The organism is Mucilaginibacter rubeus, from assembly GCF_003286415.2.
GTDB classification, from domain to species: Bacteria; Bacteroidota; Bacteroidia; order Sphingobacteriales; family Sphingobacteriaceae; genus Mucilaginibacter; species Mucilaginibacter rubeus_A.
Genome location: NZ_CP043450.1, coordinates 6,919,920 through 6,932,684 on the forward strand (window position 1 = coordinate 6,919,920; position 12,765 = coordinate 6,932,684).

Sequence of the window (12,765 nt, forward strand, 5' to 3'; positions counted from 1 at the left end):
TAAAAATCATGAATGAAACAGGTAACTATAGCGGCCCTTTCCCGGTAATTGAGCTGGAGGGCACTTCATTTTTTGTAAACGGTTATTTAATGGCGTTGGTCCAGGTAGACAAACCCGAAAATCAGCTCGATCTTTTCGACATGATGTGTTTGGAGGATCACTATGAGTTATGGTACGATACCGATAGCAAACAGGTATATGACGGCCCGCTAACCGGGGAGATACCTGAACAGGTAAAACTATTTTGGTTTTACCCCTTTGACGCGATGGACCCGCAGGGAAGAAATGCCAGGCTGGATGAAACACGGCCGGGCTGGCGCAAGGATTTTCCGACAGATCTTCCGGTGATACAGATCGCCGGAAAGGACTTCTTTGTTGACGAAAGGCGTAAAGCTTTTCGCGATATCGAAAACTGCTGGAACATGATCTATTTCGCTGATGTGTTTAAGCGGGATGGTAAAACGGGTATCTACATTGATACAACTGTCGTCCAGGTGCCGTTCCCGCATGAGTTTGATCCGTTCAACCCTCCGGCTGTTTTTCCTGAACATATCATTTTTGCCGAAGTGCCTGACGGCCATCAACTGGCTACTTTGCTGGACTTACATCAAAAGCAAAAACTGCTTAGCGATAATAATGAACAAAATGAACAACGAAAGATTGGGCGTTAGGTTCATCCATTATCACAAGCCACCGCAAGTTCCGGTGGCTTTTTTTATTTAATACCTTTTTATCATGGAAGAAACCAGGGAGCAGCAAAAACTGCATGGTTTTTTGCAGTGCGCCATTTACCTGTCCATAGCTTTAGAAGCGGCCATTTTTATTTATCATGATGCTCCTTTCTGGGGTATTTTTAATACCCCGCTCGACAAGATCAGCCGACTTGTTATTTACGCTGACCTGGTCTACAGCAAGCTGTCAACGTTTGGCTTGATCTGCCTGGTCAGCATTGGTACGCTGGCAAAAAAGAAAACAGACCTCGACCCTAAAAAACATATCATCTACCCGCTTACGGCCGGTCTGTTTTTGTTCTTCGGCAGCCTTGTTTGCAGGGGGCGTGCGTCCCCATTGGCATTCGCCTATACCAGCTGGTATGACCTGCTGTATATGGCCTGCTCATTCACGGGAGCGCTCCTGGTAAGCCTTTCGATGGACAATATTTCCAAGTTCATCCACTCAGGATTAGGCAAGGATAAATGGAATACGGAAGCGGAAAGCTTCATGCAACAGGTTAAGCGGATCGACACACCGTACTCGGTCAATATTCCCATGCTTTTTTATTACAAAGGCAAGGTTCGGCATGGCTGGATAAACATCTGCAATGTTTTTCGTGGCACGATGGTCATCGGTACCCCAGGATCGGGTAAATCTTTTAGCATCGTTAATCCCTTTATTCGTCAGCTGATTGCTAAAGAGTTTGCCGTATGCCTATATGATTTTAAGTTCCCTGACCTCGGACATATTGCCTACTATCATTACCTGCTGGCCAAACAGAACGGCAAGCTGAAAGGCTTTGCCTTTCATGTCATCAATTTGAACGACATCGAAAAAAGCAGGCGTATCAATCCCTGGCGGGCAGATTATATAAAATCACTGGCTGATGCCGCTGAAACTGCCGAAGCGCTGGTAGAAGCCTTAAAAAAGGGTGACCGCTCAGGCGGGAGCGACCAGTTCTTCACGCAGTCCGCGATTAATTTTTTGGCCTCCTGTGTGTACTTCATGAGCAAATACAAAGGCGGCATCTATTCCAGTTTCCCGCATGTGCTGGCGCTGCTTAACCATTCGTACGAAGACATCTTTAATGCCCTGACCTCCGAGCCGGAACTGCGTTCGCTATTGTCGCCCTTCATGACGGCTTATAACGCCAAGGCAACTGACCAGTTAGAAGGGCAGATCGGTACCCTTAAAATATTTATAAGCCGCCTGGCGACCAAGGAAACGTATTGGGTTTTCTCCGGCAATGACTTTGACCTTAAAATATCAGCCCAAGAAAATCCCGGAATGCTGGTATTGGCCAACGACCCTAACACCCAAAACATCAATTCGGCCTGCTATTCCATTATCATCAACCGAATAACCAAACTGATCAACACCAAGGGCAACCTGCCCTCCGCACTGATCGTGGATGAGGTACCTACTTTATTCGTTCACCGGGTCGAAAATTTAATTGCCACTGCCAGATCCAATAAAGTGGCTGTGCTGATGGGCTTGCAAGAACTTCCTCAGTTCAATCAGCAATACGGGAAAGATACTGCCGCAACCATTACCGCCGTGGTCGGAACCGTCTTGTCCGGCTCTGTAAGGAATAAGGAAACCCTGGAATGGCTGGAACGCCTCTTTGGTAAATCCAAACAGATCGGTGAAGGGTTGTCTATCGACCGCAACAAAACATCTACTTCGCTGAATGAAAAACTGGAGGTGCTTATTCCTGCGGGAAAGATAGCCTCTCTCAATTCCGGCGAGCTGGTTGGCGTCATTGCAGCCGATGCCCAGGAAAAATATACGGGCGCTTTTGAAACATCTGCGGTCAACTGCCGCATCAATCTCGATATGGAAGAGATCCGGCGGGAAGAAATGGGATATAAGTCCCTGCCCACTTTTTATGACTTCGGTGGTAAAACAGATGAAAAACTGCGCCAGAATTTCAACCATATCACCCAGCAGATACAGGAAATGGTATTGGCGTTCAAACCGCCGCCATCTGCTTCACCAGTTAAAGCATCCATGAAGAAATGAAAAAAGATTCAAATGAGATACAGCTACCCGATTACCTGTTGGTACACCCTGATCTTAAAGATGACCCGGCAAATAAACAGGGTGAGATCGGCTTTATAACGGCAGCGATCCTAGACACGGACGAATTTTATGTAGGTTTTGACGACCACGAGGTTGGTTTTTACAGTGCCAGTGCGCTGCTTACATTCAAAGAGCCCGGCGAAATCTACGATTTATTACACCAAAAAGCGCTGACACTATCCGTTGACGATTTTAAAGACCTTAAAAATATTGCCCTCTTATTGGATCATGGAACGGAAAAACATGTCCGCACTGCAATGGAGCTGGTTAAAAAGAACGGTGGCATTCATGATGCGGTAACCATTGGGTTAGACCAGTTTCTTGGGATAGACCAAACCAGGGGCCTGAAAAGATAAGCCCCTTAGGCCTTCCGGCCATTACAAAACCTAACAAAACATTTAAAACAATAACATGAAACAGGAAGAAATTACGGGTTTAATAGTCATGGTCAGCCCGGTCCTTTGGACTTCCGACCACGTTGGCCAGATCGGCATCATTGAACTTGCCGATTTTGAAAAAGATAAAATTTGGGTTGGATTTGAGGACGAGGAAGTAGATGCCTTCAGCCCGAAAACACTGTTTATCCTGAGAGCTACTGAGGAGCTGAATGAATTGGCAGAAACTTACAAATCTGTTCAATGGCCGCCTGTAGCTAAGAATTTACAAACCCTGGCCTTGCTTCAAGCATCCGGGTCGGCCGAACAACTGAAAAAAGCCTTTATACTCCTACAGGACGACCCAGAGCTTCATCGGGTGGCGATCATCCGCTTAAATGAGGCCCTTGACCTCACCCCAGCCCGAAAAATCGGCAGGTAACATCTTAAAACATTTTAATATTATGGAAAATCAAACTTTAGCCGGAACACTCGTTTTGGTGCAGCCGGATATGGAAAACGACCCTGACGCAAAGCGGGGACATATCGGTGTGTTAACACTTACCTTTTCGGAAAAGGAAAACTATGTAAAATTTCCCGAAGGCGGGGAGTCCTATTTCCCAGCAGAACAGGTGATGATGCTTAAAGATAAGCAGGCTGTCTTCAATGACCTGACGAACAATGGCTCATCAATGCCGCTTGATGATTTCAAGGCCATGTATAAAATTATGCTATTACAGGACAGGGGTACTTCCCAGGCCTTGTATTCTGCGCTGGCCATTGCAAACGATAATCCTGGCATTCAGGAGAGGGTATTAGAACCCATTATCCCAACCCAAAAACAGGAGCTGTCCAAAACCTACAGCCGATGAAATTACTGATCAGTCTTTGCCTGATCTGCCTGCCACTCAAACACCTGCAAATAAATTCCGATTTCGGATACCGTATTCACCCGCTAACGGGCAAATATGCCCTGCATCAAGGCGTCGATTTCAAAGCCCGAAGTGATACGGTTTATGCCATTCTTGACGGCTATGTCGGATCGATAGGATATAACAATGGCCTTGGAATTAACATTTGGCTGGAACATGGTGATGTTGAATCAATTTACGGTCACCTCAGCCAGATTTTGGTAACCGTTCAGGAAAGCGTGAAAGCTGGCGATGCCATCGGCATTACCGGCGCTACAGGCCGGGTGACGGGTCAGCACCTGCACTTCAGTATTTGCTACAGACACAAATACATCAATCCAATTAATTTTTTATATGAACTGCTAAAAAACCAAGAAAATGAGCAAAAATTTCAAAGCACTGCCGATCCAGCTTTCAGATAAGCTGGTTGCAGAAATTAAAGAGGGTAATTCCCTGTTTCAAAAACCGGTAAAAGAAAATGGCATGCCTGCCTTTGTCAAACCGGTGAATCCCATTACCGGCAAAGGCTACAGCGCAATGAATGCGCTGATCCTTGGTATGCAGCGCCATGACGACCCCCGTTGGATGTCAGCCGATGCTGCACGTTATGCCGGGAATTGGGTCAAAAAGGATGAAAAAGGCACGATGATCGAGTTTCCGAAAACAAGCGATATTCAGGCCATTCGTACTGCCGAGGGCAAGGTTATCAAAGATGATGCGGGCGTAACACAAACCAAAACTGTCGAGTTTGATAAGCCGCAGCGTGGTCAGGCTTTTTTGTTCAATGGAAGCCAGTTGAATGACTTACAGCCATTAGAAGAATTTTTGGCCAAGCAAAATGAGGGTCAAACCCTGTCATCCATCGAGCGTGCGGCCAAACTGATTGAAGACAGCAAGGCAGTGATCATCCATGGCGGCCAGGAAGCGTATTATGACAAACAGCGGGACGCTATCTTCCTGCCGGAGGTTGAACAGTTCGAGAATGAAACCAAATACTACCAGGCTGCCATTCACCAGCTGGCACATTGGAGCGGCCATGAAGACCGGTTAAACCGTCCGATGGAGGGCAAGTTTGCCTCCCTGGATTACGCCCGTGAAGAATTACGTGCGGCAATTGCAGGAATCCTGATCGGTGGTGAATTAAATATCGGCCACAACTTCGGGCAGCAAAAGGCTTATATGAGCAATTTTGCTAAAATCTTAAAGGATGAGCCTTTTGAAATTGCCAAAGCTTCCAGGGATGCGCAAAAAATAGCCAACTTATTATTGGGTGTTTCCCAAAAGCGGGAACAAAAGCAGGGAGCCGAGATGCCTGGTTTTAAGAAAGGCGACGAGATCGCTTATATGGATACCACCTATAAAGTGCTGGAAACCTACAAAACCAAGAGCATTAAAGTGGAAGATGGCGAAGGCGCGCGTAAAGTACTAAAGCCGGATTACGGACTTTATAAATCCTTACTGGAGGCGAAAACCAATCCTCGTGAACCGGAAATGGTTTTAGAGGAAGAACAGGGCCAAGCCGAGGAACAGGGGCAACAACAAAAAATAGGGCGTTAACATGAACCCGATAAAGTTTCACGAAGATGATCTCCCGGTCAAGGATCTGGAGACCATTGGACTGGCCTCAGGAGGTCAGCTCCTGTTAAACGTCGATGACCTGAAAGCCTTGCTTTCAGGTCGCCGCACAAGCTTAATGGAATTGCATGACCTCGAAGCCGAAAATATCAAGATCAAATCTATCAATGCGAAGATATCATTGAAACCTAATGAAAAGGGCCAGCTTGATCTTTTGATCCATCCGATTTACCGGGATGCGGAGATCCCTGATCTGTTGACCAATAATGAAGCCCTGCAACTGCAAAAGGGTGAGGTAGGCAGCGTACTAAGAATTACCCTCGATAACCATGGCAATAAAAAGGAAATGCTCGTTGAATTTGATCCGGAAACAAAAGAGTTTATCGTTTCGGATACGGAGAAGATCCTGGCCCCTGATATGGTCAATAACGAATTCCTGACCCAGGCTCAAAAAGAGAACTACCGGAAAGGCAAGGAAGTGCAGGTACCGGACGGCACCCGCTTCAGCTATTCGGCAATAGACAAGCATGGCATCCGCTCCAATAAACTGGCACTGGTTGCATCCATCCTGATGGATGGCGGTTTATCCTATATGGTTTTTAAAGGGCTGAATGCCTTATTCAACCAGAAACGTGACCAAAAGGCTGCTGAGAAATTGAGCCCCGGTTATTACCAAGCGATCAAGGATATTGAGAATCAGCACGGATTTAAACCGCATCAGTTTGAACGCTCCCAACATCGCAACGGCAGATAATACCAATGAACACCATGTTAACAAGGCTTGGAGTACCACCGGAACTCCAGGCCTTTTTTAATATTGACGATGATTTGGACTTTGATTATTGTGATGCGTATGAACATTGTGGCGAGGGCTTTCATAAGATTCCGACAACCCAAAATCTTTGGGTGGCTGGAAATAACACCGCCTCAACAGTGATCATTACCTATTCCGTAATGGAGGCCATCGCGTTTCTAACGCTTCACCGTCACCGGTATCCACGGTTGGAGCAATTGGCAGTCGTGGCCATTGGAAACAGATTTTATAAAGAACAGGCCAATTGGATCAGGGAGAACTTTCGCGGGAGAAAATTTGTGCTTGTTTTTGGTAAAGACCTTATTGGTCATCTCACCGATATCAAATTAACAGCCGGAATAAAGAATTTGAACATTAGGATATTTCATTCCGAAAATCAAATTTTGATTTACCGGGGTAATTTATTTCGGGCCTTTGATCAGGAGCGGATCTCCCTTCATGCTTTCCAGGAAGCCTTTAGTATTCGGCCACGTTTCCGAACCGGTAAGCCGGTACAATCATTAACTTTTTTAGATCAATTAAAACATGACGCAGAACGATGATATTTTATTAAAGCCAGCAATGCTGTTTGCATTCCTGAAGGCTTTGCCGCTGATGTTGCTGGCCATCACTTTTCTCTTACTGGCCTGGTGGCTGTCGCCTTATTTTATCCTTTTCAGCCTTGCGGTTTGCGGCGTAGCCTGGTACCGGCTGTTATACATCCGCAGTTTTCAATATTTGATCACTACGGAGTATATCCGCATGACGCGTGGTATATTCTTTAAGCGTGTTGACCAACTGGAAATGTTCAGGGTGAAAGATTACATAATTACCCAATCGTTTATTCTCCAACTATTTAAACTCATGTACCTGACACTGAAAAGTACTGACCCTGAAAACCCAGTAATCCAGTTTATAGGAATCCCTGAATCTGCCATCACCGACACCATCAGGGATAGGGTGCAACAGTCTCGTCATCACAATAATATTTACGAATTAAACTGATATATACTTGAAAATTGCTAATTTAATTAGTAATTTTAATCAATAAATTTGAGTTATGAAAGCCATCGTCCGAAACATTTTATTAGCCTGTTTAATATCCATGTTTGCCTTTTTCGGGGCAGTAGCCAGAAAGCACGCTAAGGATAAAATGACCAAAGCCCAGAAAGCTGAAGCCAGGAAGGAAACATTAACCTGTTTATCTGTGGCATTTTTAGCTTGTGGTGCCTGCGCCTGGCGCTGTAATATCCTTTATAAAAGGATCAACGAAGAACGGGAATACCAGCGCAGGTTCAATGAGTATATGCGTAATTCAGCATTTAACAGGGAGTATTGATACTCGAATTAAATTATCAGTTTGCAGCATCTTAAAGCGGACGTCTTGTCCGCATTCTGATATGGTTTAGGTTAAAAAGTCCGGCGGCAGCGCTTAGAACTTTTTTCTTTTTTAGACCTCTTATCAGCAACTCATTACTTTTTTAATAGCTGACAGCTCAACTGTAAAAGCATTTCCAACTACAAAATCATGGAACAAGAATTAGAGATCATTGCCTTTGGGGCGATCCCCTTTGTTATTGACCGGGAGAAACAGGAATTCAGGCAATTTAACAGGCCGGATAACGTCATCAAATTTGAGGATTTAAAAAAGGAGGAAGGTTATTACTCAGCACGTTTTGATAACAATGCCAATTATCTCTCCATCGCCCGAATGAATTTTGATTCGGACAAAACAGACATCAAGGATGTTTTGCTCCCTGCGCCGATCATTGATTCCCCGGAATTACTAACTGATAATTTCAAGCATGACCTAAATACATCGAGCAATCATCAGGAATGGGGTTTTTACCTGTCTGACCACGCTACGGCGCTACGCCTTTCAGGGACGTTGCCACATATTGATTTGGCAGGTACCGATTTTACTATCGATTGGCGGTTGAAACAATTAAGGGAGACAGAGGAACCTTGGAAAAATATTAGTCTTAAGGAAATGGAAATGTCGGACAGCGGGGAAGAATATCTCTGTTTTTTCAATACCGAAACTCACGAACTATTTGAACCCGATGAAAACCTGTTTGAATTACCGGATAAGGTCGTCGTACTGGAAATACCTTATGAAATAAAACTGGACCCGGTTGCAGTTGCAAGGGAATATGGGATAGGGGAAACGGATTTATTAACCGACCACCCCTTTCAGATGATATTAGTGGCCAAAGTTACACCGTTATCAGAAACCGGGCTGTCGAAGTTCATTGAAGATAATAATAAGAGAAGAAACGATCAACAAGATGACCGCGGCCCTAAACGCGGCCGATAATACATCTTGTAATAGTTGATCCGCAAACCCAGGGCAAGGGCCGCCCGCTCCACAACATCAGACCATGAAAAACAACAGTTTATTAAACAAAGATTTAGCACTTAACTACGAGCAATTTTCCGATGCCATCACCAACGATTTTATAGGCACGGACTTTATTGACCGCCTGGAATGGGCCATGCTCATGATACAGCAGAATTTTAATCAGATGCGTCTGGCGGAATACCTGCCTGCCGTAACACGCAACCATTTCGATAAAGCGTATCTAATGGCCGGGGGCGAAGATAGTTTAAACAATAATGTAAAATTTTTCAGGCCATTCACTGATTTGCAGGCAACACCTGATATCTTCCCTGACCTGAACATTAAAGTAATGACGTTCGAGGAGACCATACAACTTAACAAGGTCAAGCAACTGGATATCCGCACGAAACAAGCGCTAAGATCTAAACTTCATTACGCCTATGAGATTTCTTCCGCATTCTACAACAAAAAGACAGAGGCATTTTATGGTTGTAAAAATGGATACGAATTTAACAGGGGCTTTTTCTCTCTACGTACTAAGGTCGATAACGCGGACAAACTTTCTTTCAGCGAAATACCAAATTCTATTTCCCTGCATCCCAATTATACCATGCCGGCCAACGCGGTCACCTTATTGCCTAAAAAACAAATTGTTGACGTAATGAAGCTGATCGCCATGTCCTACCAGGTAGCTATGTCAATGTATTACGAGTGGTCCATCTATATCAAGGAATATGACAACATAGGGCTGATTGTGCCAATAGAACCGCAGATACTGTCTGAGCTATATAAGACGTCGCTCATCAAGTTTGAAAGCAAAAAACAGATGGTGCACTTTGTTAAGGAGCACTATCGGAGAAAGGTTGCTGCACCCGGGGAAGACTATACCGTTTTTATAAACCGTTATTTGCGCGGTGAACACCGGTTCAATTATCGGGGATTTTATGCAGAAGTTATCCCCCCTAAATATGACCTGGTGCGTGCCAGAACCAAAAAGAAATTTGTTGACGGTTCGAAATAAACCCTATGAATGAACTGATATATTTGTACATACCGATGGCTGCCAAAAGAAAAGTTAAAAATAATAACCCTGTAAAAAGAACGTTGCCGCGTTCCCAGCGCCTCCTCCAAGGCAAAAACTGGATTGGGAATTACAATGGTAAGAACATCGTTCGGGGTTACGCCAAACATTTTCGGGTCGATTTGCTATGCGCAATCAAGGAACTTAGGCTGCTCGGTGTAATCATAACCGAAAAGTATGAGGAAACAGTTCAGCAAGCTTTAGCAGTTCATGCCAGCCAAAAGAAACTGAGGGAAGAACAAAAAGCATCATCAGGTGCCAACGTGTTGGGCGATAGCGATGATAATTTTGCGTTTATCGTTGGCTATACGAACGGCGGCGCTCCTTATGGTGTTCGCTGGGATGACATGCCACCCGCTGACGACGATACAAATTAATGTGCGGTTAATCTCTTCTTCGCACCTATAAACCCGTTTGCCGGCTGATACTATTTTCTGTATACATGGTCTTGCTCAAACGCAGGATTATTCCAGGCTGTTGATTGTTCAATCAACAATACTCAATAACCCTAATAAAATACAATCTACTTATATCAGGTATTAATACCTGTCTCATAATAGCGTTCCGCAGTCGCCGGTTACGCATCCAACCTCTTGATTTATCATCATGGCAATAGAAGTAGTCACTAAAGACGATCTCGAAGCGTTTCGCCAGACGCTGTTGAATGATATCCGCTCATTGTTAGCCAACAATAAACCCGAAGCCAAAGAATGGCTCAGGTGTGCAGATGTCCGGAAATTGCTCAAAGTTTCGACTGGCACCATTCAAAATCTAAGGATTACCGGGAAACTAAAATCCCAGAAAATCGGCGGAATGCATTTTTATAAACTCACCGACATCCAAAATATGCTTAGCGGTAAAAATAATTGACGATGCCTGACACCTACATTATTTCAGAACTCTATGGTAAGATGTCTGAAGATTCCCGCGTAAGCGTATGGCATATCAGCCTTTATATCACCATGCTTATTTTATGGCAACAAAGCGGGTTCAAAAAACAAGTGAAAATTTCGCGGAAAAAACTAATGACGAAGGCCCACATTGGCAGTATAACAACCTACCATAAATGTATAAATCAATTATGTGACTTTGGCTACATTCTATACCAGCCTACTTATGATTGTTATGCGGGTAGCGTTATTGAAGTTATCACTTAGTTTATTAGGCAGCTTTCGCCTGACCCTTCCCTTCAAAATGCCGTTCCGGCGAACTTCCAATCCCTTTACAAACTATTTAAGAGGAGTATAAGACTGTACAGTCTTATACTCCTCTTGTTTAACTATGCTAATGCGGGCCTTTTCTTAATTAAACGCTTCTTCAGCATGTTCATGTCTTCACTCACCTTAAAGTCAAGTGTTTTTGCATAATGCTGCGTTTGCTTTATAGTCGCGTGTCCCAGCATTTTAGATACGGTTTCTATCGGTACACCGTTATTTAAGGTCACCGTCGTTGCAAATGTATGGCGAGCAATATGATAAGTAAGCTCTGTTTGAATGCCACAGCAGTCTGCTATCTCTTTAAGATAGGAATTCATTTTTTGATTAGTCAGTACCGGTAGAACCACTCCATTAACGATACATTTCGGGTGACTGTCGTATTTTTTTATAATGCTAATCGCTTCCTTTAACAAAGGTATTCTTGATAAAGCATTCGTCTTTTGCCGGTTAATAAAAATCCACTTCTCCCCGTCTACCCCTTTTTGTATATCACTCCGTCTTAAGTTTTTTACATCTATATAAGCAAGTCCGGTATAGCAGCTAAAAAGGAAGATATCCCTTACATTACTTAATCTTACGTTTTCAAAATCCTTTTCGGCTATCCGTTGAAGTTCGATGTCTGTTAATGCGGTTCGCTCCAGGGGCTTTCTCGTTAATTTGAAATTGGAGAATGGGTCGCCCGGCAACCATTTACTCTTCACACAGATCAATACGATCTTTTTAAAGTTTACTAAATATTTCATGGTGGTGTTGTGATCGCAATTCCTGACAGTCTTTAACCAGAAAGCATACTGTGAAATAAATTCATGATCGAGGTCCTTAATATCCCTGTCATCAGCTCCATACTTCCACTTTATAAAATCCCTGGTGTGATTATAAGAAATGTTGTAGCGCTGCATGGTGCTGGCGGCAAAGTCAACCCCTTGTAATGCTTTCATCTGGGCGTTATGCACACTGAATACTTCCAGGATCTTTTTACGCTTCTCGACATTGCCGGTAAGTATATCTTTTATCGCCTGTGCGGAAACTTCTCGATCAGCTTCGATCAGTGATCTTTTAGCCTGGTAAATTTGCTGTTCTAATGCATCCAGGTAATAATTTAATTCCCTGGCATCTTCCCTTGTGCCCACGGCTCTTGCAGCGGAAGAGCTCCATTTGGAGGCTTCCCATTTTCGCTTGGAAGACAGCTCAACTGATTTACCATCTACCGTAATCTTTAGGTAAATGTAAAGGGGGCCTTTTTTCTGATTTTTGGACTGTTTCAAATAAAAAAGAAGTCCGAAGCTTTTTTCTAACATAAACTAACATTTTAAAGGTTAAACAAATGTCGGTTTAGATCATCATCCAAACAAGATGTCCACGCGCTGGACATGCTCTATATCAATCCGTTATGCTGTTTTCATTGCGTCTTTTTTCGGTTTTGAAATGACGCAATGAATGACGCAATAGAATTATGTGTTTTAATGCGAGTTTTGGTAAAGTGCTGAAACAAAAAAGGCCCTTAATCTACGATTAAAGGCCTTTTTGATGTTTTTGATAACATAATCAGCGGAATGGACGGGACTCGAACCCGCGACCCCATGCGTGACAGGCATGTATTCTAACCAGCTGAACTACCACTCCGTTTGGGGTTGCAAATATACAAACCTTTTTATTTTACGCAAATTTAAAAGCTAA

The 12,765-nt window shown here is 43.8% G+C and carries 17 protein-coding genes and 1 tRNA gene; 16 read left to right on the forward strand and 2 right to left on the reverse strand.

What is annotated here, in order from left to right; translation table 11 throughout:
• Positions 1–8: 8 nt before the first annotated feature.
• The 16 genes from DEO27_RS28270 (at position 9) to DEO27_RS28345 (ending at position 11,028) form a co-directional block, all read left to right on the forward strand.
• The gene (locus DEO27_RS28270) at positions 9–671 is read left to right on the forward strand and encodes a hypothetical protein (RefSeq protein ID WP_112570991.1); all 663 of its coding nucleotides are present in this window, start codon (positions 9–11) and stop codon (positions 669–671) included.
• 64 nt (positions 672–735) lie between these two features.
• Positions 736–2,736 (forward strand): type IV secretion system DNA-binding domain-containing protein, encoded by a 2,001-nt coding sequence (locus DEO27_RS28275; RefSeq protein ID WP_112570989.1) that lies wholly within the window; start codon positions 736–738, stop codon positions 2,734–2,736.
• Positions 2,733–3,152: a hypothetical protein gene (locus DEO27_RS28280; RefSeq protein ID WP_112570987.1), complete on the forward strand. Its 420-nt coding sequence runs from the start codon at positions 2,733–2,735 to the stop codon at positions 3,150–3,152. The genes DEO27_RS28275 and DEO27_RS28280 overlap by 4 nt, the downstream gene beginning before the upstream one ends.
• A 55-nt stretch (positions 3,153–3,207) precedes the next feature.
• On the forward strand, positions 3,208–3,612 hold the full coding sequence (locus tag DEO27_RS28285) for a hypothetical protein (protein WP_112570985.1): 405 nt from the start codon (positions 3,208–3,210) through the stop codon (positions 3,610–3,612).
• Positions 3,613–3,634: 22 nt separating this feature from the next.
• Positions 3,635–4,042 (forward strand): hypothetical protein, encoded by a 408-nt coding sequence (locus DEO27_RS28290; protein WP_112570983.1) that lies wholly within the window; start codon positions 3,635–3,637, stop codon positions 4,040–4,042.
• Positions 4,039–4,503, forward strand: a complete 465-nt coding sequence (locus tag DEO27_RS28295) for a M23 family metallopeptidase (RefSeq protein WP_112570981.1) — start codon at positions 4,039–4,041, stop codon at positions 4,501–4,503. Before DEO27_RS28290 ends, DEO27_RS28295 begins: the two co-directional genes overlap by 4 nt.
• Entirely contained in the window at positions 4,460–5,638 is a 1,179-nt protein-coding gene (locus DEO27_RS28300) for a zincin-like metallopeptidase domain-containing protein (protein WP_112570978.1), read from the forward strand. Before DEO27_RS28295 ends, DEO27_RS28300 begins: the two co-directional genes overlap by 44 nt.
• Position 5,639: 1 nt before the next feature.
• Positions 5,640–6,410 carry a DUF4099 domain-containing protein gene (locus DEO27_RS28305; protein WP_112570976.1) on the forward strand — a complete coding sequence of 257 codons (771 nt, stop codon included), beginning with the start codon at positions 5,640–5,642 and terminating at the stop codon, positions 6,408–6,410.
• Positions 6,411–6,424: 14 nt separating this feature from the next.
• Positions 6,425–7,012: a hypothetical protein gene (locus DEO27_RS28310; protein ID WP_129567797.1), complete on the forward strand. Its 588-nt coding sequence runs from the start codon at positions 6,425–6,427 to the stop codon at positions 7,010–7,012.
• Positions 6,996–7,454, forward strand: coding sequence for a PH domain-containing protein (locus DEO27_RS28315; RefSeq protein WP_112570972.1), 459 nt, complete (start codon positions 6,996–6,998; stop codon positions 7,452–7,454). Before DEO27_RS28310 ends, DEO27_RS28315 begins: the two co-directional genes overlap by 17 nt.
• 55 nt (positions 7,455–7,509) lie before the next feature.
• Complete coding sequence (locus DEO27_RS28320; protein WP_129567798.1) at positions 7,510–7,788, forward strand: hypothetical protein; 279 nt, start codon at positions 7,510–7,512, stop codon at positions 7,786–7,788.
• 189 nt (positions 7,789–7,977) lie between these two features.
• Positions 7,978–8,766: a hypothetical protein gene (locus DEO27_RS28325; RefSeq protein WP_112570968.1), complete on the forward strand. Its 789-nt coding sequence runs from the start codon at positions 7,978–7,980 to the stop codon at positions 8,764–8,766.
• Positions 8,767–8,830: 64 nt separating this feature from the next.
• The gene (locus DEO27_RS28330) at positions 8,831–9,811 is read left to right on the forward strand and encodes a hypothetical protein (protein ID WP_112570966.1); all 981 of its coding nucleotides are present in this window, start codon (positions 8,831–8,833) and stop codon (positions 9,809–9,811) included.
• A 5-nt stretch (positions 9,812–9,816) separates the two neighbouring features.
• Positions 9,817–10,248 (forward strand): hypothetical protein, encoded by a 432-nt coding sequence (locus tag DEO27_RS28335; RefSeq protein WP_112570964.1) that lies wholly within the window; start codon positions 9,817–9,819, stop codon positions 10,246–10,248.
• A 229-nt stretch (positions 10,249–10,477) separates the two neighbouring features.
• Positions 10,478–10,741, forward strand: coding sequence for a helix-turn-helix domain-containing protein (locus DEO27_RS28340; protein ID WP_112570962.1), 264 nt, complete (start codon positions 10,478–10,480; stop codon positions 10,739–10,741).
• 2 nt (positions 10,742–10,743) lie between these two features.
• The gene (locus DEO27_RS28345) at positions 10,744–11,028 is read left to right on the forward strand and encodes a hypothetical protein (RefSeq protein WP_112570960.1); all 285 of its coding nucleotides are present in this window, start codon (positions 10,744–10,746) and stop codon (positions 11,026–11,028) included.
• Positions 11,029–11,150: 122 nt separating this feature from the next.
• Here the strand turns inward: DEO27_RS28345 and DEO27_RS28350 are convergent, their stop codons facing one another.
• On the reverse strand, positions 11,151–12,386 hold the full coding sequence (locus tag DEO27_RS28350; RefSeq protein WP_112570958.1) for a site-specific integrase: 1,236 nt from the start codon (positions 12,384–12,386) through the stop codon (positions 11,151–11,153).
• A gap of 251 nt (positions 12,387–12,637) precedes the next feature.
• Positions 12,638–12,711 (reverse strand) — tRNA-Asp (locus tag DEO27_RS28355).
• Positions 12,712–12,765: the final 54 nt, after the last annotated feature.